General features: G+C 48.4%; 25 protein-coding genes and 3 tRNA genes. 21 read left to right on the top strand and 7 right to left on the bottom strand.

Annotated features, from left to right (window positions below; genetic code table 11):
* Window positions 1-2: 2 nt before the first annotated feature.
* On the bottom strand, window positions 3-1,418 hold the full coding sequence (fliD, locus tag A31E_RS13130; protein ID WP_016248820.1) for a flagellar filament capping protein FliD: 1,416 nt from the start codon (window positions 1,416-1,418) through the stop codon (window positions 3-5).
* A gap of 245 nt (window positions 1,419-1,663) precedes the next feature.
* Between fliD and A31E_RS13135 the strand changes: the two genes are divergently transcribed.
* The 8 genes from A31E_RS13135 to sdiA all read left to right on the top strand — a co-directional run bounded on the left by A31E_RS13135 (window position 1,664) and on the right by sdiA (window position 8,958).
* The gene (locus A31E_RS13135) at window positions 1,664-2,974 is read left to right on the top strand and encodes a FliC/FljB family flagellin (protein WP_000079767.1); all 1,311 of its coding nucleotides are present in this window, start codon (window positions 1,664-1,666) and stop codon (window positions 2,972-2,974) included.
* Window positions 2,975-3,279: 305 nt separating this feature from the next.
* Window positions 3,280-3,999 carry an RNA polymerase sigma factor FliA gene (gene fliA, locus A31E_RS13140; RefSeq protein ID WP_000839544.1) on the top strand — a complete coding sequence of 240 codons (720 nt, stop codon included), beginning with the start codon at window positions 3,280-3,282 and terminating at the stop codon, window positions 3,997-3,999.
* A 45-nt stretch (window positions 4,000-4,044) separates the two neighbouring features.
* Window positions 4,045-4,596 (top strand): flagella biosynthesis regulatory protein FliZ, encoded by a 552-nt coding sequence (gene fliZ, locus A31E_RS13145; RefSeq protein WP_024191890.1) that lies wholly within the window; start codon window positions 4,045-4,047, stop codon window positions 4,594-4,596.
* 87 nt (window positions 4,597-4,683) lie between these two features.
* Complete coding sequence (gene tcyJ / locus A31E_RS13150) at window positions 4,684-5,484, top strand: cystine ABC transporter substrate-binding protein (protein ID WP_024193590.1); 801 nt, start codon at window positions 4,684-4,686, stop codon at window positions 5,482-5,484.
* A gap of 104 nt (window positions 5,485-5,588) precedes the next feature.
* Window positions 5,589-6,575, top strand: a complete 987-nt coding sequence (dcyD, locus tag A31E_RS13155) for a D-cysteine desulfhydrase (protein WP_001128252.1) — start codon at window positions 5,589-5,591, stop codon at window positions 6,573-6,575.
* Window positions 6,576-6,589: 14 nt separating this feature from the next.
* Window positions 6,590-7,258, top strand: a complete 669-nt coding sequence (tcyL, locus tag A31E_RS13160) for a cystine ABC transporter permease (RefSeq protein ID WP_001158227.1) — start codon at window positions 6,590-6,592, stop codon at window positions 7,256-7,258.
* On the top strand, window positions 7,255-8,007 hold the full coding sequence (tcyN, locus tag A31E_RS13165) for an L-cystine ABC transporter ATP-binding protein TcyN (RefSeq protein ID WP_001516561.1): 753 nt from the start codon (window positions 7,255-7,257) through the stop codon (window positions 8,005-8,007). Before tcyL ends, tcyN begins: the two co-directional genes overlap by 4 nt.
* Window positions 8,008-8,235: 228 nt before the next feature.
* Window positions 8,236-8,958, top strand: a complete 723-nt coding sequence (gene sdiA / locus A31E_RS13170) for a quorum-sensing transcriptional regulator SdiA (RefSeq protein ID WP_001154282.1) — start codon at window positions 8,236-8,238, stop codon at window positions 8,956-8,958.
* A 66-nt stretch (window positions 8,959-9,024) separates the two neighbouring features.
* Here the strand turns inward: sdiA and yecF are convergent, their stop codons facing one another.
* Window positions 9,025-9,249, bottom strand: coding sequence for a DUF2594 family protein YecF (gene yecF, locus A31E_RS13175; RefSeq protein ID WP_000106471.1), 225 nt, complete (start codon window positions 9,247-9,249; stop codon window positions 9,025-9,027).
* Entirely contained in the window at window positions 9,236-9,376 is a 141-nt protein-coding gene (locus tag A31E_RS25760; protein ID WP_228929308.1) for a hypothetical protein, read from the bottom strand. Before A31E_RS25760 ends, yecF begins: the two co-directional genes overlap by 14 nt.
* Before the next feature lie 332 nt (window positions 9,377-9,708).
* Here A31E_RS25760 and uvrY point away from each other — a divergent pair, with 332 nt between their 5' ends.
* From uvrY to yecA, 7 genes are all read left to right on the top strand, one after another.
* Entirely contained in the window at window positions 9,709-10,365 is a 657-nt protein-coding gene (gene uvrY, locus A31E_RS13180) for a UvrY/SirA/GacA family response regulator transcription factor (RefSeq protein ID WP_000611331.1), read from the top strand.
* Complete coding sequence (uvrC, locus tag A31E_RS13185) at window positions 10,362-12,194, top strand: excinuclease ABC subunit UvrC (protein WP_000116020.1); 1,833 nt, start codon at window positions 10,362-10,364, stop codon at window positions 12,192-12,194. The genes uvrY and uvrC overlap by 4 nt, the downstream gene beginning before the upstream one ends.
* A 56-nt stretch (window positions 12,195-12,250) precedes the next feature.
* The gene (gene pgsA / locus A31E_RS13190; RefSeq protein WP_001160187.1) at window positions 12,251-12,799 is read left to right on the top strand and encodes a CDP-diacylglycerol--glycerol-3-phosphate 3-phosphatidyltransferase; all 549 of its coding nucleotides are present in this window, start codon (window positions 12,251-12,253) and stop codon (window positions 12,797-12,799) included.
* A gap of 151 nt (window positions 12,800-12,950) precedes the next feature.
* Window positions 12,951-13,026, top strand: a tRNA-Gly gene (locus A31E_RS13195).
* Window positions 13,027-13,079: 53 nt separating this feature from the next.
* Window positions 13,080-13,153 (top strand) — tRNA-Cys (locus tag A31E_RS13200).
* Window positions 13,154-13,165: 12 nt separating this feature from the next.
* Window positions 13,166-13,252: transfer RNA gene (locus tag A31E_RS13205), tRNA-Leu, on the top strand.
* A 194-nt stretch (window positions 13,253-13,446) separates the two neighbouring features.
* The gene (gene yecA, locus A31E_RS13210) at window positions 13,447-14,112 is read left to right on the top strand and encodes a UPF0149 family protein YecA (protein WP_000847906.1); all 666 of its coding nucleotides are present in this window, start codon (window positions 13,447-13,449) and stop codon (window positions 14,110-14,112) included.
* Window positions 14,113-14,168: 56 nt separating this feature from the next.
* Here the strand turns inward: yecA and tyrP are convergent, their stop codons facing one another.
* A complete protein-coding gene (gene tyrP, locus A31E_RS13215; protein WP_000797551.1) occupies window positions 14,169-15,380 on the bottom strand; it encodes a tyrosine transporter TyrP in 1,212 nt (403 codons plus the stop codon).
* A gap of 190 nt (window positions 15,381-15,570) precedes the next feature.
* Between tyrP and A31E_RS13220 the strand changes: the two genes are divergently transcribed.
* Window positions 15,571-15,810, top strand: a complete 240-nt coding sequence (locus tag A31E_RS13220; protein ID WP_000443798.1) for a YecH family metal-binding protein — start codon at window positions 15,571-15,573, stop codon at window positions 15,808-15,810.
* Between the two features lie 37 nt (window positions 15,811-15,847).
* Here A31E_RS13220 and ftnA read toward each other — a convergent pair whose 3' ends face one another.
* Complete coding sequence (gene ftnA / locus A31E_RS13225) at window positions 15,848-16,345, bottom strand: non-heme ferritin (RefSeq protein ID WP_000917208.1); 498 nt, start codon at window positions 16,343-16,345, stop codon at window positions 15,848-15,850.
* A gap of 178 nt (window positions 16,346-16,523) precedes the next feature.
* The gene (gene yecR / locus A31E_RS13230; protein ID WP_000681531.1) at window positions 16,524-16,847 is read right to left on the bottom strand and encodes a YecR family lipoprotein; all 324 of its coding nucleotides are present in this window, start codon (window positions 16,845-16,847) and stop codon (window positions 16,524-16,526) included.
* A 263-nt stretch (window positions 16,848-17,110) separates the two neighbouring features.
* On the opposite strand from yecR, the gene azuC reads away from it, so the two are divergent.
* Both azuC and yecJ read left to right on the top strand, forming a co-directional pair.
* The gene (gene azuC, locus A31E_RS25310; protein ID WP_010723106.1) at window positions 17,111-17,197 is read left to right on the top strand and encodes a stress response protein AzuC; all 87 of its coding nucleotides are present in this window, start codon (window positions 17,111-17,113) and stop codon (window positions 17,195-17,197) included.
* A 112-nt stretch (window positions 17,198-17,309) separates the two neighbouring features.
* Window positions 17,310-17,561: a DUF2766 family protein YecJ gene (gene yecJ / locus A31E_RS13235; protein ID WP_000082115.1), complete on the top strand. Its 252-nt coding sequence runs from the start codon at window positions 17,310-17,312 to the stop codon at window positions 17,559-17,561.
* Window positions 17,562-17,645: 84 nt separating this feature from the next.
* Here yecJ and A31E_RS13240 read toward each other — a convergent pair whose 3' ends face one another.
* Window positions 17,646-18,149, bottom strand: a complete 504-nt coding sequence (locus A31E_RS13240) for a non-heme ferritin-like protein (RefSeq protein ID WP_000246123.1) — start codon at window positions 18,147-18,149, stop codon at window positions 17,646-17,648.
* A 782-nt stretch (window positions 18,150-18,931) separates the two neighbouring features.
* On the opposite strand from A31E_RS13240, the gene araF reads away from it, so the two are divergent.
* The 3 genes from araF (at window position 18,932) to araH (ending at window position 22,506) form a co-directional block, all read left to right on the top strand.
* Window positions 18,932-19,921, top strand: a complete 990-nt coding sequence (gene araF / locus A31E_RS13245) for an arabinose ABC transporter substrate-binding protein AraF (protein WP_016248818.1) — start codon at window positions 18,932-18,934, stop codon at window positions 19,919-19,921.
* A gap of 69 nt (window positions 19,922-19,990) precedes the next feature.
* A complete protein-coding gene (araG, locus tag A31E_RS13250; protein ID WP_016248817.1) occupies window positions 19,991-21,505 on the top strand; it encodes an arabinose ABC transporter ATP-binding protein AraG in 1,515 nt (504 codons plus the stop codon).
* Between the two features lie 14 nt (window positions 21,506-21,519).
* Window positions 21,520-22,506, top strand: a complete 987-nt coding sequence (gene araH, locus A31E_RS13255; RefSeq protein WP_000100211.1) for an arabinose ABC transporter permease AraH — start codon at window positions 21,520-21,522, stop codon at window positions 22,504-22,506.
* The last annotated feature ends 84 nt before the right edge of the window (window positions 22,507-22,590 follow it).

Raw genomic sequence — 22,590 nt, 5'->3', positions numbered from 1 at the left:
GATTATTTCGAACTGCTATTTGAGGTGTCGAACTGTTGTGTCAGATAGCTGCTGGTGGAGTTCAGCGAGTTCATTAACACATCTAATTGGGTGAACTGGGCTTTATAGCGCGCCATTAATGTATCGATGCGTTCGCTGGCGGCATTGTATTGATCGGTCAAATTGTTCAGCGTTTTGCTGACGCCATCTTTTGCGGCCTGGATTATCCCGGTGGAGGAGAGCCAACTGGTCAGGTTGCTGCTAATGCTGGTGGTTACGCCTATACTTTTACCGTCACCAATAAACATTTCACCGACGCCAGCAGCATCTTTTTTCAGCGCTGTTTGCAGTTTGTCGGTCGCTATTTCCAGCTTTCCGGTACTGGCATCGCTGGTAATGCCAATTTGTGCCAGCGTTTTATAGTTTGAACTGCTGTGGGTATTGGCGAGCAAGGTTTTAAGCTGAGTCTGGATGGTACGCAGTGTGGAGTCACCGAGTAATGCACCATTGCTGGAATCCTGGTTTTCAGCACCGGCATCGACGGCTGTGTATTTCGTTAAGTTGCTGAAGGTATCCTGTAATGCGTTATAGGCATCCACCCACGCTTTAACCGCATTTTCAGCTTTGGATGTATCTTTACTGATGGTCAGTGTCTGATTACCGGTGGTGACGTCATTCAGGTTGAGGGTGATATCTTCCAGCGCGTCACTGATAGTATTGCTGCTGTTTTCAATCTCAACGTTATTGACCGTCAGTTTGGCGTTCTGCGCGGTGACGCTTTCAACCATGCCATTGCTGCTATCACCCGAAGTTCCGTTGTAACCCATAAAACTTTGCAGGGTGCTGTCACCGCTGACGCTGAGCTTCATGGCGTTGTCGCTACCGGTATCATTGGCGGTGATGGACAAACGATACTCGCCGTTACCCACATTGATGATACTGGCGCTGACACCAGCTTTGGCGTTGTTAATGGCATCGCGAATGCCGGAGAGCGACGAATCAGCCGCACTGATATCAATCGTGACCGGCTCTTTACCGCCGCCTTGCTGGATGGTCAGTACGCTATCGCTGGTGGCGATGGCGGCTTTACTGTCTTTTTGACTATTTTGGGTGGTCAGCGTCTGCGCCTGCGCCAGTTGGCTGACGCTAATGGTGTATTTCCCGGCAATTGCGCTGCCCGTGGTCGTGGCGCTGAAAGCTGATGAACTGCTGGTGGTTGAGGTGGCGGTAAATAAATCGGCTTTATTCAGTGCTGTATTGGCCGTCTGGAAACTCTCCAGCGCGCTTTTCAGCGTCCCGTAAGCGCTCAGTTTCGCGGTGTAAGAACTTTGCTGTTTCGATATCGGCGTCAGGGTAGATTTTTCTGCCGCCTCCAGACTGTCGAGGATGCTGCTTAAGTCCAGCCCCGACCCAACCCCAAGCGTTGAAATACTCGCCATATAGATTCCTTAATCATGCGACATGTAGAACGAATACCGGGGTTATCGGCGTAAGTGGGGCAAAGTTTACGATTTATTTTTGGGCTTAATGACACGAACAGCAACGAGGAAGGGGAGTATTTCGACCGCTAGAAAAAAATTCTAAAGGTTGTGAGTGACCAGACGATAACAGGGTTGACGGCGACGAAGCCGAAGGGTGGAAGCCCAATACTTAAACCGTAGACTTGAAAACAGGAAAATGAATTATGGCACAAGTCATTAATACCAACAGCCTCTCGCTGATCACTCAAAACAACATCAACAAAAACCAGTCTGCGCTGTCGACTTCTATCGAACGCCTCTCTTCTGGCCTGCGTATTAACAGTGCGAAAGATGACGCTGCCGGTCAGGCGATTGCTAACCGTTTCACCTCTAACATTAAAGGCCTGACTCAGGCTGCGCGTAACGCCAACGACGGTATTTCTCTGGCGCAGACCACAGAAGGTGCGTTGTCTGAAATCAACAACAACTTGCAACGTGTGCGTGAGTTGACCGTTCAGGCGACGACCGGTACTAACTCTGATTCTGACCTGTCATCTATTCAGGACGAAATCAAATCCCGTCTGGATGAGATTGACCGTGTTTCCGGTCAGACCCAGTTCAACGGCGTGAATGTACTGGCAAAAGACGGTTCGATGAAGATTCAGGTTGGCGCGAATGATGGCCAGACTATTAGCATTGATTTACAGAAAATTGACTCTTCTACATTAGGGTTGAATGGTTTCTCCGTTTCTGCTCAATCACTTAACGTTGGTGATTCAATTACTCAAATTACAGGAGCCGCTGGGACAAAACCTGTTGGTGTTGATTTCACTGCTGTTGCGAAAGATCTGACTACTGCGACAGGTAAAACTGTCGATGTTTCCAGCCTGACGTTACACAACACCCTGGATGCGAAAGGGGCTGCCACCGCACAGTTCGTCGTTCAATCCGGTAGTGATTTCTACTCCGCGTCCATTGACCATGCAAGTGGTGAAGTGACGTTGAATAAAGCCGATGTCGAATACAAAGACACCGATAATGGACTAACGACTGCAGCTACTCAGAAAGATCAGCTGATTAAAGTTGCCGCTGACTCTGACGGCGCGGCTGCGGGATATGTAACATTCCAGGGTAAAAACTACGCTACAACGGCTCCAGCGGCGCTTAATGATGACACTACGGCAACAGCCACAGCGAACAAAGTTGTTGTTGAATTATCTACAGCAACTCCGACTGCGCAGTTCTCAGGGGCTTCTTCTGCTGATCCACTGGCACTTTTAGACAAAGCCATTGCACAGGTTGATACTTTCCGCTCCTCCCTCGGTGCCGTTCAAAACCGTCTGGACTCTGCGGTAACCAACCTGAACAACACCACCACCAACCTGTCTGAAGCGCAGTCCCGTATTCAGGACGCCGACTATGCGACCGAAGTGTCTAACATGTCGAAAGCGCAGATCATCCAGCAGGCGGGTAACTCTGTGCTGTCTAAAGCTAACCAGGTGCCGCAGCAAGTTCTGTCTCTGCTGCAGGGCTAATCGTCGTAATATAATGACAGCAAACGCCAAATTGCCTGATGCGCTACGCTTATCATGCCTACAAGGTGAATCGCAATTAATTAAATTTGCATATTCGCGTAGGTCGGATAAGGCGTTTACGCCGCATCCGGCAAGATGAGGCGGACTTTGTCAGCTATCTTAACCCCGCTCCAGCGGGGTTATTCTGCTCACTATTTACCGATTACCCCAAATAACCCCTTATTTCACCCATTAATCGTCCGATTAAAAAACCTGCAGAAACGGATAATTATGCCGATTATTTATATAACGCAGGGCTGTTTATCGTGAAATCACTCTATACCGCTGAAGGTGTAATGGATAAACATTCGCTGTGGCAGCGTTATATCCCGCTGGTGCGTCACGAAGCATTGCGCCTGCAGGTTCGACTGCCCGCGAGTGTAGAACTTGACGATCTGCTACAGGCAGGCGGCATTGGATTACTTAATGCTGTTGAACGTTATGATGCCCTGCAAGGAACGGCATTTACAACTTACGCAGTGCAGCGTATCCGTGGTGCTATGCTGGATGAACTTCGCAGCCGTGACTGGGTGCCGCGCAGCGTGCGACGCAATGCACGTGAAGTGGCGCAGGCAATAGGGCAACTGGAGCAGGAACTTGGCCGCAACGCCACAGAAACGGAAGTGGCAGAACGTTTAGGGATTGAAATCGCTGATTACCGGCAAATGTTGCTTGATACTAATAACAGCCAACTTTTCTCCTATGATGAGTGGCGCGAAGAGCACGGTGATAGCATCGAACTGGTTACTGACGATCATCAGCGGGATAACCCGTTACAGCAGTTACTGGACAGTAATTTGCGCCAGCGGGTAATGGAAGCCATCGAAATGTTGCCGGAGCGCGAACAGTTGGTATTAACGCTCTATTACCAGGAAGAGCTTAATCTCAAAGAGATTGGCGCGGTGCTTGAGGTCGGTGAATCGCGGGTTAGTCAGTTACACAGCCAGGCTATTAAACGGTTACGCACCAAACTGGGTAAGTTATAACTCAGGTAAATGCCGCACATTAATTTTGAATACCAGGAGTTCTTAATAATGATGCAGCACCAGAAAAGGCGACCATTAAGCCGCTATCTTAAAGATTTTAAACACAGCCAGACTCATTGCGCATATTGCCGTAAATTACTCGATCGCATTACCCTGGTTCACGATGGCAAAATAGTCAATAAAATCGAGATTTCCCGTCTTGATACGCTGCTTGATGAAAATGGCTGGTATGAGGAACAAAAATCATGGGCAGCGTTATGCCGTTTCTGCGGTGATTTACACTGCAAAACCCAGAGTGATTTTTTTGATATTATCGGCTTTAAGCAGTTTCTTTTTGACCATACTGAAATGAGCCCCGGTACAGTGCGCGAATATGTGGTTCGTCTACGTCGTTTGGGTAATTATTTAAGCGAACACGATATTTCCTCTGACCTGTTGCAGGATGGTTTTCTTGATGAAAACCTCGCACCCTGGCTGCCCACCACCAGCACCAATAATTATCGCATCGCATTACGTAAGTACCAGTGTTACCAGATGCAAACCCGCGGCGACCTTGCGCAGAAATCCCCCAGTCTGTCAGCTTCTGATATATATTAAATAAGAATAAGATGTAGCAGAGTTGTTTTTGTGTCTACGAACAATGGCTCTACACTGCAAACCAACATAACAACATTCGGGGTGAATATGAAATTAGTACATCTGGGGCGTCAGGCGTTGATGGGTGTTATGGCCGTGGCGTTGGTTGCGGGTATGAGCGTGAAAAGTTTTGCCGATGAAGGTCTGCTCAATAAAGTGAAAGAGCGAGGCACTTTGCTGGTAGGACTGGAAGGGACTTACCCGCCGTTTAGCTTTCAGGGCGATGACGGTAAATTGACCGGTTTTGAAGTGGAGTTTGCTCAACAACTGGCAAAACATCTGGGCGTTGAAGCCGCATTAAAACCGACCAAGTGGGATGGTATGCTGGCGTCCCTGGATTCTAAGCGCATCGATGTGGTGATTAATCAGGTTACCATCTCAGATGAACGTAAGAAAAAATACGATTTCTCTACCCCTTACACCATTTCCGGTATTCAGGCGCTGGTGAAAAAAGGTAATGAAGGCACAATAAAAACCGCAGACGACCTGAAAGGTAAAAAAGTTGGCGTTGGTTTAGGCACCAACTATGAAGAGTGGCTGCGTCAGAATGTTCAGGGTGTTGATGTGCGCACCTATGATGATGACCCGACCAAATATCAGGATCTGCGCGTAGGTCGTATTGATGCCATCCTGGTTGACCGTCTGGCGGCGCTGGATTTGGTGAAGAAAACCAATGATACGCTGGCAGTAACCGGCGAAGCCTTCTCCCGCCAGGAGTCAGGTGTCGCGCTGCGTAAAGGCAACGAAGATCTGCTGAAAGCAGTCAACGATGCCATCGCAGAAATGCAAAAAGATGGAACCTTGCAAGCTCTTTCCGAAAAATGGTTTGGTGCTGATGTGACCAGGTAATCAGCATAATGACAAAAAAGGGCGCTTTAATCGGCGCCTTTTTTATTTAAGCGTTTTCAGCGTGCATAATAACAATATCACAACAACAGACATCGGAGGCTTTTATGCCACTGCATAATTTAACTCGTTTTCCACGGTTGGAGTTTATCGGCACACCGACACCGCTCGAATATCTGCCACGTTTTTCTGATTATCTCGGTCGGGACATTTTCATCAAACGGGATGACGTCACCCCGTTGGCAATGGGCGGAAATAAGTTACGCAAACTGGAATTTCTCGCAGCAGACGCCTTGCGCGAAGGTGCTGACACACTGATTACAGCCGGAGCGATTCAGTCTAACCATGTGCGCCAGACTGCCGCAGTGGCCGCAAAACTTGGTCTGCATTGCGTGGCGCTGCTGGAAAATCCCATTGGCACTACTGCAGAAAATTATTTAACCAACGGCAACCGCTTGTTGTTAGATCTCTTCAATACCCAGATTGAAATGTGCGACGCGCTGACCGATCCCAATGCCCAACTGGAAGAGCTGGCGACTCGCGTCGAAGCACAAGGCTTTCGCCCATACGTCATTCCGGTTGGCGGTTCCAATGCTTTAGGCGCGTTGGGCTATGTGGAGAGCGCGCTGGAAATCGCGCAACAGTGTGAAGGGGCGGTTAATATTTCTTCGGTGGTGGTGGCGTCGGGCAGTGCCGGAACGCATGCCGGGCTTGCAGTAGGGCTGGAACAACTGATGCCAGAAAGCGAACTGATTGGCGTGACCGTGTCACGTTCCGTTGCTGACCAGTTGCCAAAAGTGGTTAGCCTGCAACAGGCAATCGCGAAAGAGCTGGAACTGACCGCGTCAGCAGAAATTTTACTCTGGGATGACTACTTTGCCCCTGGCTACGGCGTGCCAAATGACGAAGGCATGGAAGCGGTGAAACTGCTGGCGCGGTTGGAAGGCATTCTGCTTGATCCTGTGTATACCGGAAAAGCGATGGCGGGGCTGATTGATGGCATCAGTCAGAAACGCTTCAAAGACGAAGGGCCGATTCTGTTTATTCATACTGGCGGCGCGCCTGCGCTGTTCGCCTATCATCCTCACGTCTAGCCCCGGAAACGCTCATGCAAGAAAGTATACAACTGGTTATTGATTCTTTGCCGTTCCTGCTAAAAGGGGCTGGGTATACGCTGCAACTCAGCATCGGCGGTATGTTTTTCGGTTTGCTGTTGGGGTTTATTCTCGCGCTGATGCGCCTGTCACCCATATGGCCCGTACGCTGGCTGGCGCGTTTTTACATCTCCATTTTTCGCGGTACGCCGCTCATTGCACAACTGTTTATGATCTACTACGGTCTGCCGCAGTTTGGCATTGAATTAGATCCGGTTCCGTCAGCGATGATTGGACTGTCACTGAACACCGCCGCCTATGCTGCCGAAACGCTGCGGGCAGCGATTTCGTCTATTGATAAAGGTCAGTGGGAGGCGGCTGCCAGTATTGGCATGACGCCGTGGCAAACTATGCGTCGCGCAATTTTGCCGCAGGCGGCGCGGGTGGCACTGCCGCCGCTGTCGAACAGCTTTATCAGCCTGGTGAAAGATACCTCACTGGCCGCGACGATTCAGGTGCCGGAACTGTTTCGTCAGGCGCAGTTGATAACCTCGCGTACTCTGGAAGTGTTCACCATGTATCTGGCGGCTTCGCTCATCTACTGGATTATGGCGACAGTGTTATCGACGCTGCAGAACCATTTTGAGAATCAACTAAATCGCCAGGAGAGAGAGCCAAAATGAGTGCCATTGAAGTTAAAAACCTGGTGAAAAAATTCCACGGTCAGACGGTGCTGCACGGTATCGATCTGGAGGTCAACACCGGCGAAGTGGTGGCAATTATCGGCCCGAGTGGTTCCGGCAAAACCACGTTGCTACGCAGCATAAATTTGCTGGAACAGCCAGAGGCGGGGACCATCACCGTTGGCGATATTACTATTGATACCGCACGTTCGTTAAGTCAGCAAAAATCGCTGATTCGCCAGTTGCGCCAGCACGTCGGGTTTGTGTTCCAGAACTTTAATCTGTTCCCGCATCGTACGGTGCTGGAAAACATTATTGAAGGGCCTGTGATCGTTAAAGGCGAACCGAAAGAAGAGGCCACGACACGCGCCCGCGAACTGCTGGCGAAGGTCGGGCTGACGGGGAAAGAGACCAGCTATCCGCGTCGTTTGTCCGGCGGTCAACAGCAACGTGTGGCGATTGCGCGTGCGCTGGCGATGCGCCCGGAAGTCATTCTGTTTGACGAACCTACCTCGGCGCTGGATCCGGAGCTGGTGGGCGAAGTCCTGAATACCATCCGCCAACTGGCGCAGGAAAAGCGCACGATGGTCATTGTGACGCACGAAATGAGCTTTGCTCGTGACGTTGCTGACCGCGCGATCTTTATGGACCAGGGGCGGATAGTCGAGCAGGGGCCAGCAAAAGCGTTATTTGCTGATCCGCAGCAGCCCCGTACCCGCCAGTTCCTTGAGAAGTTTCTGTTGCAATAATAAGAAAAAATCAGCCCCGTCGGCTTTCCAGACGGGGCGAGAACGCGCTCTCAATCTGGTGAATTGCTTAACAAATCAGCATAACTTATTAATAACATAAAAGAATGCTATGTCTTGCAAAAGTAATTCATTGTCTGAATAATATAAATTATATATAAATCTTATTTATGTGATAGTTTGAGTTATCAATATAAATGATACTCACTCTCAGGAGCGTTGCGGTTAACTATGCAGGATACGGATTTTTTCAGTTGGCGTCGCACGATGCTGTTACGTTTTCAGAGAATGGAGGCCGCGGAAGAGGTCTACCATGAAATAGAGCGGCAGGCTCAACAACTCGAGTACGATTTCTATTCATTATGTGTGCGTCACCCGGTGCCATTCACGCGACCGAAAGTGGCCTTCTACACCAATTACCCGAAATCATGGATTAGTTATTATCAGGCAAAAAACTTTCTTGCCATTGATCCGGTGCTTAACCATGAAAACTTCAGTCAGGGGCATTTATTGTGGAATGATGACTTATTTAGCGAAGCGCAGCCGCTATGGGAAGCCGCGCGTGCACATGGTATACGCCGTGGTGTCACTCAGTATTTAATGCTGCCAAACCGGGCGCTGGGTTTTTTGTCCTTTTCCCGTAGTAGTACGCGTGAAATACCTGGCCTTAGTGATGAACTGCAATTAAAAATGCAGTTATTGGTGCGCGAAAGTCTGATGGCGTTGATACGCTTAAATGATGAAATAGTGATGACGCCAGAGATGAATTTCAGCAAGCGGGAAAAAGAAATTCTGAAATGGACCGCGGAAGGAAAAACGTCAGCAGAGATAGCGATGATCTTGTCAATCTCTGAAAATACGGTCAATTTTCATCAGAAAAACATGCAGAAAAAAATCAATGCACCGAATAAGACACAGGTTGCCTGCTACGCTGCTGCAACTGGCTTAATATGACATCAATTACATTCTGCGTGCCAGATGCAAAACCGGCTGAAAGGCGCGCTTTCAGCCGGTTTTATATTACTGACGGTAGGCTTGTTTAATTTGCTTAACCGTTTTGGAAAATATTGCAGCCTGGGTTTCGTCTTCGATCAGCGCAAGCTGTTTTTCCATCTTTAACATCACGCGGCCCGCGTCAGCTTGTCCCATCGCCTGCAGCATCAGCGTCAGCATCGCTTTCAGGCAGGAGACTTCATTTGCCAGATCTTGATTATTCTCGGCAGTAGAAAAATCAGGCGTACTCATTTATTTTCCTCGTCATGTTGCAATAAAAATTTGCGGTGAAAAATGTTAAGGCGGCGGAGTATACCATAAGCTTTGCTAAAAATATTAGTGGTTGTTTTTTGTGCGCTGTATCGTCAACTATATTAATTCAGTCAATATAATGACCAATAAATATTTTTATCATGAATGTTTTTTGCACGTATTGTTCGGGTTAATTAATGTTACATATTCATACCGCTGATTTTTCATTTGTGCTGAATAAAGTCAATTTTTGTCACATCTCGCCGTTGGTTGTGCTGTGAAACGAACCGGCAAACCTTTGATGACGGGCGTGATCATAACTGTGGACAATCGAATTTACAAAAACGAGAGAAAAATCGAATACCCACCATTTTTAACGTTTCAAAGTTGCAATAAAACCCGCTAATATACTAATGACTAACTATCAGTAGCGTTATCCCTATTTCTGGAGATATTCCTTTGATCAACGTTCTACTTGTTGATGACCACGAACTGGTGCGCGCAGGGATACGACGCATTCTGGAAGATATAAAGGGTATTAAAGTTGTCGGTGAGGCATCCTGCGGTGAAGACGCCGTTAAGTGGTGCCGGGCAAATACCGTTGACGTTGTGCTAATGGACATGAGTATGCCTGGCATTGGTGGTCTTGAGGCGACGCGTAAAATCGCCCGCTCGACGGCCGATGTCAAAATCATCATGCTTACGGTTCATACCGAAAACCCTTTACCAGCGAAAGTGATGCAGGCCGGTGCCGCGGGCTATCTCAGCAAAGGCGCAGCCCCGCAGGAAGTCGTGAGCGCGATTCGTTCTGTTTATTCAGGGCAGCGTTATATTGCTTCTGACATTGCTCAACAAATGGCGTTAAGCCAAATCGAACCAGAAAAAACAGAAAGCCCGTTTGCCAGTTTGTCGGAACGTGAATTGCAGATTATGCTGATGATTACCAAAGGCCAGAAGGTCAATGAGATCTCAGAACAGCTTAATCTCAGCCCGAAAACGGTGAACAGCTATCGCTACCGTATGTTTAGTAAATTAAACATACATGGCGATGTTGAGTTGACTCACCTGGCAATTCGCCATGGTCTGTGTAATGCGGAGACATTAACAAGTCAGTGAGTGTTCAGTTTGACGCAAAAGCGTTTTTAAAAACCGTAACCAGCCAGCCGGGCGTTTATCGCATGTATGATGCTGGTGGTACGGTTATTTATGTCGGCAAAGCGAAAGACCTGAAAAAACGGCTTTCCAGTTATTTCCGTAGCAACCTCGCTTCGCGCAAAACCGAAGCGTTGGTCGCCCAGATCCAGCAAATCGATGTCACGGTTACCCACACCGAAACAGAAGCGTTATTGCTGGAGCACAACTACATTAAACTCTATCAACCGCGTTACAACGTTCTGTTACGCGATGATAAATCTTATCCCTTTATCTTCCTGAGTGGCGATACCCATCCGCGTCTGGCTATGCATCGCGGCGCGAAACATGCCAAAGGTGAATATTTCGGCCCGTTCCCAAACGGTTATGCCGTGCGTGAAACCCTGGCGCTGCTACAAAAAATTTTCCCGATTCGCCAGTGTGAAAATAGTGTTTATCGCAACCGCTCGCGTCCGTGTCTGCAATATCAGATAGGGCGTTGTCTGGGGCCGTGCGTTGAAGGGCTGGTGAGTGAAGAAGAATACGCCCAGCAGGTAGAGTATGTGCGCCTGTTTTTATCCGGCAAGGACGATCAGGTGCTTACCCAACTGATTAGCCGCATGGAAACAGCCAGCCAGAATCTGGAATTTGAAGAGGCTGCACGTATTCGCGACCAAATCCAGGCGGTGCGGCGCGTAACCGAAAAACAGTTTGTCTCCAATACTGGTGATGATCTTGACGTTATTGGCGTGGCGTTTGATGCAGGCATGGCTTGTGTCCACGTCCTGTTTATTCGTCAGGGCAAGGTGCTCGGTAGCCGTAGTTATTTCCCGAAAGTACCTGGCGGTACGGAATTGGGCGAAGTGGTGGAAACTTTTGTCGGCCAGTTCTATTTACAGGGTAGTCAGATGCGCACTTTGCCGGGTGAGATCCTGCTCGACTTTAATCTTAGCGATAAAACGCTGCTTGCCGATTCTCTTTCGGAACTGGCGGGGAGAAAGATTAACGTTCAGACCAAACCACGTGGCGATCGGGCACGTTACCTGAAGCTGGCGCGCACCAATGCGGCGACTGCGTTAACCAGCAAACTTTCGCAGCAATCTACTGTTCACCAGCGTCTGTCTGCGCTTGCCAGCGTGTTGAAACTGCCGGAAGTGAAGCGGATGGAGTGTTTTGATATTAGCCATACCATGGGCGAACAAACAGTCGCTTCGTGTGTGGTGTTCGATGCTAACGGCCCGCTGCGAGCGGAGTATCGACGCTATAACATTACTGGTATTACGCCGGGCGATGATTATGCGGCGATGAATCAGGTGCTGCGTCGGCGTTACGGAAAAGCTATCGACGACAGTAAGATCCCGGACGTGATCCTTATCGACGGCGGCAAAGGACAGCTTGCGCAGGCGAAAAATGTTTTCGCTGAGCTGGATGTCTCATGGGATAAAAACCATCCGCTGTTACTTGGGGTAGCGAAAGGGGCCGATCGTAAGGCTGGTCTGGAAACGCTGTTCTTCGAGCCGGAAGGAGAGGGATTCAGCCTGCCGCCAGATTCACCTGCGCTGCATGTCATCCAGCATATTCGCGATGAATCACACAATCATGCGATTGGCGGTCACCGCAAAAAACGGGCAAAGGTCAAAAATACCAGCACCCTGGAAACCATCGAAGGTGTCGGGCCAAAACGCCGGCAAATGTTGTTGAAATATATGGGCGGTTTGCAAGGTTTACGTAACGCCAGCGTCGAGGAAATTGCAAAAGTGCCGGGTATTTCGCAAGGTCTGGCAGAAAAGATCTTCTGGTCGTTGAAACATTGATGTCTCTGTAGCAACATAGGGGTAATCTTACTGACAACAGATAGTTACCCGTCATTATGCAATTTAATATCCCTACGTTGCTCACACTGTTCCGTGTCATCCTTATCCCATTCTTTGTATTGGTTTTTTATCTACCTGTTACCTGGTCACCGTTTGCTGCTGCGCTCATTTTCTGTGTCGCAGCGGTGACTGACTGGTTCGACGGTTTTCTGGCGCGTCGCTGGAACCAGAGTACCCGGTTTGGTGCTTTCCTTGATCCAGTAGCAGATAAAGTGCTGGTAGCCATCGCTATGGTGCTGGTAACAGAACATTACCATAGCTGGTGGGTGACTTTACCGGCAGCAACGATGATTGCCCGTGAAATTATCATCTCCGCGTTGCGCGAATGGATGGCTGAATTGGGTAAACGCAGCAGCGTGGCCGTATCCTGGATCGGTAAAGTTAAAACTACTGCTCAAATGGTAGCGTTGGCCTGGCTGTTATGGCGCCCGAACATTTGGGTTGAATACGCTGGTATTGCACTTTTCTTTGTGGCAGCGGTACTGACTTTGTGGTCAATGTTGCAATATTTGAGCGCTGCGCGCGCAGATTTGCTTGATCAGTGATCGTTTCGACGCAAAATTCAGCAAACGATCAAAGCTGGTGAAAAATATCGTTGACTCATCGCGTCAGGTAAGTAGAATGCAACGCATCGAACGGCGGCGCTGATTGCCAGACGATAATAAAATCAAGTGATTAGCTGATTGCTTGATGAATGCGGGAATAGCTCAGTTGGTAGAGCACGACCTTGCCAAGGTCGGGGTCGCGAGTTCGAGTCTCGTTTCCCGCTCCAGTTTAAAAGACACCGGCTCAAGCGGGTGTCTGGCTGAAAAGCCTGAAGAATTTGGCGCGTTAACAAAGCGGTTATGTAGCGGATTGCAAATCCGTCTAGTCCGGTTCGACTCCGGAACGCGCCTCCACTTTTTTCCCGAGCCCGGATGGTGGAATCGGTAGACACAAGGGATTTAAAATCCCTCGGCGTTCGCGCTGTGCGGGTTCAAGTCCCGCTCCGGGTACCATGGGAAAGATAAGAATAAAATCAAAGCAATAAGCAGTGTCGTGAAACCACCTTCGGGTGGTTTTTTTGTGTCTGCAACTTGTCGTTACACCCCTCTTATTTTTAATCACCGGGTAATCCACTCAAAAAGTATCTCTCTGCCAGACCGACATGTAAGATAGGCGCTGGCGAGTCGAGATCCACAAGGAAAAGCGTATGAAAACTGGACCGTTAAACGAAAGTGAGTTGGAATGGCTGGATGATATCCTGACCAAATACAACACTGAACACGCCATCCTTGATGTGGCTGAGCTGGACGGTTTATTGACGGCGGTGTTGAGTTCTCCGCAAGAAATTGAACCAGAACAGTGGCTGGTTGCTGTCTGGGGCGGGGCGGATTATGTGCCGCGCTGGGCGTCAGAAAAAGAGATGACGCGCTTTATGAATCTGGCTTTTCAACATATGGCCGATACCGCAGAACGTCTGAACGAATTTCCTGAGCAGTTTGAACCGTTGTTTGGCCTGCGAGAAGTTGACGGTAGCGAGCTGACGATTGTTGAGGAGTGGTGCTTTGGCTATATGCGTGGTGTTGCCCTCGCTGACTGGTCGGCATTGCCAGATTCGTTAAAACCGGCGCTTGAGGCGATAGCTCTACACGGTACAGAAGAAAACTTTGCGCGGGTAGAGAAGTTGTCGCCAGAAGCATTTGAAGAAAGCGTAGAAGCCATTCGACTGGCAGCGCTTGATTTACATGCTTACTGGATGGCGCATCCGCAGGAAAAACCTGTTCAGCAACCGATCAAAGCAGAAGAAAAGCCGGGCCGTAACGATCCTTGTCCGTGCGGCAGTGGTAAGAAATTTAAGCAGTGCTGCCTGCATTAAGAGGGCATATTGGGTGCTGGAGATGTTTCCGGCACCCAACGTTGTTATCAAGGCGATTATCCCACTTCGGGTAACAATCCTGCCGCAATCAAAAATTGCACACCAATCACGCCAATGCCGCAGAGAAACACTAACACCAGCGCCGGACGGCCACCTTTCACTCGATAAGCAGCTTGTGGATTATGCTTTCTGCTCTGCCAGGTCAGCAGGGAAGGGATAATTAACGCCAGCACCGCCAGCGCCACACCGGCGTAACCCAGCGCCATCACAAAGCCACGTGGGTAAAACAGCGCAAACGCCAGCGGCGGCAGAAAAGTAATTGCACCAGTTTGCAGTCGCCCTCCAACGGTATTTGAACGCTGAAACAAATCTGCCAGATAATCAAATAAGCCTAACGCTACGCCGAGAAAGGATGTTGCGAGGGCTAAGTCAGCAAATAAATGCACCGCCAGTTCGACATGCGGTGAGGCCACCACTTCGCGTAACGCCTGTAACAGTCCGTTTAACCCGGCATGATTAGCCAGCAGCCCCATAAAGGTTGTTGAATCAATGCTGCCCAGCGTCGCCAGTTGCCAGAAGATATACGCCACCAGAGGGATCGCACTACCAGTAATAAACACCCAGCGCAGCTTGCGAATGTTGCCATCCATATAACTAACGATGCTCGGCACACTACCGTGGAAGCCAAACGAGGTAAAAATTACCGGGATCGCAGACAACGCAAGTCCTTGTTGCAGCGGCAGGGTTAAAAGATTCATTTTATGAATATGCGGCAACAGCAGTACCAGCATCACCACCAGAAAAATAATTTTGGCGCTAAACAGAAAGCGGTTAAACAAATCGACCAGCGACGTCCCGACACAAACCACACCACCGGCAACAAAAGTGAACAACAACACGCCAGCGGTTGCCGACACTGGAATGCCTGTCCAGTCGCTGATGCTGGAGGCAAGTAATTCACCTGCACCGCTGATGTACGCCGCCGTCAGGGCATACATTAAAAACATCATACTGAAGCCAGTCAGCCACTGCCCATAACGCCCCAGATAGCGCTTTGCCAGCGTGCCCAGACCGGTGTCTGCCGGGACATGCTGGTACACCTCCAGCAGTAACAGCGCTGTGTAGCACATCAATGCCCAAAGCCCAATCAATAAGATTAACGTGACGCTAAAACCGACACCTGCCGCTGCCAGCGGCATTGCCAGCATACCCGCGCCAATTGTGGTTCCTGCCACGATAAAAACACTTCCCAGAGTTCTGTTTTTCACGCTTTCTTCTGTCCTGACGATCTTTATAAGTGATATCTGCGGCGCAGGTTAAGGCATTCTACATTTTTCGTCAAATCGACGTTACATTAGATGTAAATAAAACTGTACGATAAAATGCATTCAGAACTGCGCTGGCGCAAAGCCTTGATGAGCGGCTATCGCTACGCTATGCCTTTTTTGAGGAGGAACGATGGAATCTATTCACGGTCATGAAGTGTTAAATATGATGATTGAATCAGGTGAGCAATATACGCACGCCAGTCTGGAGGCGGCGATTAAAGCGCGTTTTGGTGAACAGGCGCGTTTTCATACCTGCTCAGCAGAAGGGATGACTGCGGGCGAGTTGGTGGCGTTTCTGGCGGCGAAAGGTAAATTTATTCCCAGCGAAGAAGGGTTCTCAACCGATACAAGTAAAATTTGCCGTCACTGATATGCAACGGCGGCAGAAAATCTGCCGCCGGAGAAGATTAGTTTTGCGTGTCGAGGGTAGAGAGTTCTTTATCGATGAAATAAAGACCTTCGCCGCTTTTACCTGCCAGGCTTAATTTATCAATAATCGATTTGAACAATTTCTCTTCTTCATGTTGCTCAGAAACATACCATTGCAGGAAATTAAATGTCGGGTAATCCTGATTGGTCATGGCAGCATGAGCCAGTTCGTTAATTTTCTGCGTGATTAATTGTTCATGCTTATAAGTTTCCTGGAATAATTCATCAAGTGAAGAATATTCAGCAAACGGGGATTCAACAGTATTAATACGCGGTAAGTTTCCGGTATCGGTCAGATAGTCAAACAGACGCTGCATATGCGTCATCTCTTCCTGGGCGTGACGGCGCAGAAACGCGGCCGCGCCTTCAAAGGTATGGTAGCTGCACCAGGCGCTCATTTGTTGATAAAGCAGTGAAGAGTACAGTTCCAGGTTCATCTGCTCATTGAGTTTTTCAATCATTTCTGGTTTCAGCATGATAGTGCTCCACAAAGGTTATTTTTGTTTCTGTGGCGCCACTATAATTTGTTATTTTATTATTTGCAAAAGGTAAAATATTAAATTTAATTATTAAAAATACGAATGGGAATAAAACGCATTACTGCTATTTATGGCATCAATTAACCAGCGAAGCCTCCCTCGCTGATTAAGGTCTTTATTGATAAGTCGAGGGTATTAAAATTTGGCACTGATACGACAGTGTAAATTCCGTATTCAGACATAACGACCCCGCAAACACACTACAGTTACTTACAGGTTGCCCAAATGCAATGGCGCGGGTAAACCCTGCCTGCTGACATGCACGTTGCGCTATTTCCTGATTGAGATAGCTGTCAGTACGGGCGTTTTGTAAAAATGCCTGATCGTAAACGAGGCGCACAATACCGCTCGTGGCGTTGACTTCGCTCAATTGAGCCTGACGAGTTACGGTGCAGCCCGCTAATGTTAAAAGTGAAAGAACAATTATCAGATGTTTCATGTCACTGCCTGAAGAGGAAGAAGAAACAGGTATTGTACTTGCGGATACGACCAGGCTATGGACAGAAAAGACGACGGATCGGTGCTATTCCTTGCTTTTTCCAGAGGTCAGACAGTTAGCGGTGACTTTATGGTTATCATTTTTATAACATTAAAGGGGTATTTATGTGATTCAGGTCACATAAAGATTGATTTTTGTGATGATTGTCATATTATAAGTGCAAAGACGATAACACCTGCATAACAAATGGTCGGAGTGCCGCGATGAAACTGCGCAAAATCCTGAAAAGTATGTTTAATAACTATTGCAAGACGTTCAAAGATGTACCGCCAGGCAATATGTTCAGATAACAAGAAACCTGCTCCGGCAGGTTTTTTGTATCCTGAGGACGGTGGATGTGACTATCGCTGAAGAAGTGAAGCCGCTACTATATCGGCTTTCAAATGCTATCAGGAGTTTACAATGTCCCAGCCGCTGAATGCCGATCAGGAACTGGTTTCTGATGTTGTCGCTTGCCAGTTGGTGATCAAACAAATTCTCGACGTACTCGATGTGATTGCACCTGTTGAGGTTCGTGAAAAAATGTCTGGCCAGTTGAAGAATATTGATTTTACTAACCATCCCGCCGCAGCCGATCCGGTTACGATGCGTGCTATCCAGAAAGCTATCGCATTGATTGAACTCAAGTTTACCCCACAAAGTGAATCCCATTAAAAAAACCGCTGCTTCAAGAGTATGAAGCAGCGGTTTTCTCAACAATTTTTATATCCGGCGCGTGATTTAAGGCGTCGATTTTTATTAGTGTATCTGATGCGACACAACATTAAGAACATGCTGGTCGGTCTGGACAGGGCACATACCGGCACGTTTCGCGCTGCGTACTTCATCAAGAATGGTTTGCAGTAACAGGCCATCGTGCTGCTGTTCTTTTTCCAGATCGCGCAGGAAATCGACGGTTGAATCATCATTCAATTCTTTAGCTTCATCGGCTAATTGTGCCAGCTTGCTTGAACGCTGCTCGTATTCTTCCATCGTTTTTTGGAAGAGTTCTTCCAGAGAGTTAAGCTTTTCACCTGGCACATCAATAGCTTTAACGATGGGCGTCGCGCCGATACTTTTCATAAAATTAAACATGCGCATCATTTGGGTCACGTTACTCTGTGCCTGGGCGCGAAGGAAAGTAGCGGTGCCATTCAGACTTTGTTCAGAACACCAGTTGCTCAGGTGAAGGTAGAGATTGGATGCGTAAAACTCGCGGTTCATTTGGGTGTTGAGTTTGAGAAGCATTCCAGTGGTTGCCATACCTAATATCCTTATATCCAGAAGACGTGAGGTGCAAGATGAATCAAAACACCGTAATTACTGTTTGCAGAATAATTCCTTTCTGCATGTCCGAAATGTGATCGTGGAGTCAATTCTGACGATGATCTGAAATAAGCATAACGTCTGAACGAATATAAGAAAATCCTTAAATCACCAAGTTTATAATTTTTTACATTTCATTGATAAGAGCAATGGGTTTGCAATAATTGTCAATGCTGTGCATTTGTGTATCTCATTGATATTAAATTAAAATATTAATGACATGATGACGATGTGATATTTTAAAACTTTTCCTGACTATGAGAGGTGGCTCTCATTATCGATTTACTCTTAATTAATGATGGTGGTGATAATTAACGCCGAAATGAATTTTGTACAAGCGCTTACCCATTTTACCATTCAGCTTAAAATGGACAGACTTCTGTCCGGTAATAATTAGATTAAAAAAAAGACACTCCAGACCACTCAACGCATACCACAAGGACTTCCAGGCTAATGTCATGGACTAATCTGCTAATGCACTTTTTATTTGTCAGACAATTGTTGTTTCCAGTATGTCATTTCTCGCTAAATTCATGCACGTTCTGACTGTAATTCTGCGATGTGATATTGCTCTCCTATGGAGAATTAATTTCTCGCTAAAACTATGCCAACACGGCCAATTATCTTTTCGTTAAAGGTAATGCTTTGTTTTCCGATTAAATTAACCAAAGTTCTTAGTTTTTACCCTACAAAAAATGATGCTAAAGCTGGAGATAACCATGCACAAATTTACTAAAGCTCTTGCGGCCATCGGTCTGGCTGCTGTTATGTCACAATCCGCTATGGCAGAAAACCTGAAACTCGGTTTCCTGGTAAAGCAACCCGAAGAGCCGTGGTTCCAGACCGAATGGAAATTTGCCGATAAAGCCGGGAAAGATTTAGGCTTTGAAGTTATTAAGATTGCCGTACCGGATGGTGAAAAAACGCTGAACGCTATCGACAGCCTGGCGGCCAGTGGCGCGAAAGGATTTGTCATTTGTACGCCAGACCCGAAATTGGGTTCCGCTATTGTGGCGAAAGCACGTGGCTATGGTATGAAAGTTATTGCCGTGGATGATCAGTTTGTAAATGCCAAAGGTAAGCCGATGGATACCGTGCCGTTGGTGATGATGGCGGCGACCAAAATTGGCGAGCGTCAGGGCCAGGAACTGTATAAAGAGATGCAGAAACGAGGTTGGGATGTAAAAGAAAGTGCCGTAATGGCGATTACAGCTAACGAACTGGATACCGCTCGTCGCCGTACTACAGGCTCTATGGACGCGCTGAAAGCTGCCGGATTCCCGGAAAAACAAATTTATCAGGTTCCTACCAAATCTAACGATATCCCGGGGGCATTTGACGCCGCCAACTCCATGCTGGTTCAGCATCCTGAAGTTAAACACTGGCTGATCGTCGGGATGAACGATAGCACTGTGCTTGGCGGCGTGCGCGCGACGGAAGGTCAGGGCTTTAAAGCGGCAGATATCATCGGTATCGGTATCAACGGCGTGGATGCAGTAAGCGAGTTGTCCAAAGCCCAGGCTACCGGTTTCTACGGTTCACTGCTGCCAAGCCCGGACATACATGGTTATAAGTCCAGCGAAATGCTCTACAACTGGGTAGCGAAAGACGCAGAACCACCGAAATTCACTGAAGTTACCGATGTCGTTCTGATTACGCGCGACAACTTTAAAGAAGAACTGGAGAAAAAAGGGTTAGGCGGTAAGTAATCTGCCGAAAAAATTCCCCTCTGCGTGATGCAGAGGGGGTGTGAATGACCAGTGATTCACGGAGACGTTATGCAACAGTCTACCCCGTATCTCTCATTTCGCGGCATTGGTAAAACCTTTCCCGGCGTTAAGGCGCTTACGGACATCAGTTTTGACTGCTATGCCGGTCAGGTTCATGCGTTGATGGGTGAAAATGGTGCCGGTAAATCAACACTCTTAAAAATCCTTAGCGGCAACTATGCGCCAACCACGGGTTCTGTCGCAATTAGCGGACAGGAAATATCCTTTTCCGACACTACCGCTGCGCTTAACGCGGGGGTTGCGATTATTTACCAGGAACTGCATCTCGTGCCGGAAATGACCGTCGCGGAAAATATTTATCTCGGCCAGCTTCCTCATAAAGGCGGCATAGTGAATCGTTCGCTGCTGAACTATGAAGCGGGTTTACAACTTAAACATCTGGGGATGGATATTGACCCCGGTACGCCACTGAAATATCTCTCCATCGGCCAGTGGCAGATGGTTGAAATAGCCAAAGCGCTGGCGCGTAACGCCAAAATTATCGCCTTTGATGAGCCAACCAGTTCTCTGTCGGCACGAGAAATTGACAACCTTTTCCGCGTCATTCGTGAACTGCGAAAAGAGGGGCGAGTGATCTTATACGTTTCTCACCGTATGGAAGAAATATTTGCCCTAAGTGACGCCATTACCGTCTTCAAAGATGGGCGTTATGTCAAAACCTTCACTGATATGCAGCAAGTAAATCATGAGTCACTGGTACAGGCGATGGTTGGTCGCGATCTCGGTGATATCTACGGCTGGCAACCGCGCAGCTATGGTGAGGAGCGGCTGCGTCTGGATGCACTGAAAGCACCAGGTGTACGCACGCCAATAAGCCTGACTGTTCGCAGTGGCGAAATCGTCGGTCTGTTTGGGCTGGTAGGGGCAGGGCGTAGCGAATTAATGAAAGGTATGTTTGGCGGTACGCAAATCACTGCCGGTCAGGTTTATATCGACCAAAGGCCGATCGATATCCGTAAACCGGGCCACGCTATTGCTGCTGGCATGATGCTCTGCCCGGAAGATCGCAAAGCGGAAGGCATTATTCCGGTGCATTCCGTTCGTGACAATATCAACATCAGCGCCCGTCGCAAGCATGTGCTCGGCGGTTGTGTGATCAACAACGGCTGGGAAGAAAACAATGCTGATCACCACATTCGTTCGCTCAACATCAAAACGCCGGGCGCAGAGCAACTGATCATGAATCTCTCTGGTGGTAATCAGCAAAAAGCCATTCTTGGGCGCTGGTTATCGGAAGATATGAAGGTCATTTTGCTGGATGAACCAACGCGCGGCATTGATGTGGGCGCTAAGCACGAAATTTACAACGTGATTTATACGCTGGCGGCGCAGGGCGTGGCGGTGCTGTTTGCCTCCAGCGATCTGCCCGAAGTCCTTGGCGTAGCCGATCGTATTGTCGTTATGCGTGAGGGCGAAATCGCCGGTGAATTGCTACACGAACAGGCAGATGAGCGTCAGGCACTAAGCCTTGCTATGCCTAAAGTCAGCCAGGCTGTTGCCTGAGTAAGGAGAGTATGATGTCTTCTGTTTCTACATCGGGGTCTGGCGCGCCTAAGTCGTCATTCAGCCTCGGCCGTATCTGGGATCAGTACGGTATGCTGGTGGTGTTTGCGGTGCTGTTTATCGCCTGTGCCATTTTTGTACCGAACTTTGCCACCTTCATTAATATGAAAGGTCTCGGGCTGGCAATCTCCATGTCGGGAATGGTGGCTTGCGGCATGTTGTTCTGCCTCGCTTCGGGGGACTTTGACCTTTCCGTCGCTTCGGTAATTGCCTGCGCAGGTGTCACGACGGCGGTGGTTATCAATCTGACCGAAAGCCTGTGGATTGGCGTGGCGGCAGGTTTGCTGCTGGGCGTCCTCTGTGGTCTGGTGAATGGTTTTGTTATCGCCAAACTAAAAATTAACGCCTTGATTACGACGCTGGCGACGATGCAGATTGTTCGTGGTCTGGCGTACATCATTTCTGATGGTAAAGCGGTCGGTATCGAAGATGAAAGTTTCTTTGCTCTTGGTTATGCCAACTGGTTCGGCCTGCCTGCGCCAATCTGGCTTACGGTGGCTTGTCTGATTGTCTTCGGTTTGCTGCTGAACAAAACTACCTTTGGGCGCAACACGCTGGCGATTGGTGGTAATGAAGAGGCGGCGCGTCTGGCTGGTGTACCCGTTGTCCGCACCAAAATCATTATCTTTGTTCTCTCTGGTCTGGTATCGGCAATTGCCGGGATTGTTCTGGCTTCACGTATGACCAGCGGTCAGCCGATGACTTCGATAGGCTATGAGTTGATTGTTATCTCCGCCTGCGTTTTAGGCGGCGTTTCTCTGAAAGGTGGCATCGGAAAAATCTCATATGTAGTGGCGGGTATCTTAATTTTAGGCACTGTAGAAAACGCCATGAACCTGCTCAATATTTCTCCGTTTGCGCAGTACGTTGTCCGTGGCTTAATCCTGCTGGCGGCGGTGATCTTCGACCGTTATAAGCAAAAAGCGAAACGCACTGTCTGATGTTTTTTTCAGCATAAATTTAGTTCGACTTTCCTCCACAGCCAACCGCCACAAAGGTTGGCTGTTCTTTTTTGCAAATGGCGA

The organism is Escherichia sp. KTE159 (genome assembly GCF_000408805.1).
Classification (GTDB): Bacteria; Pseudomonadota; Gammaproteobacteria; order Enterobacterales; family Enterobacteriaceae; genus Escherichia; species Escherichia marmotae.
This window is presented reverse-complemented; position numbering and strand designations above follow the sequence as displayed.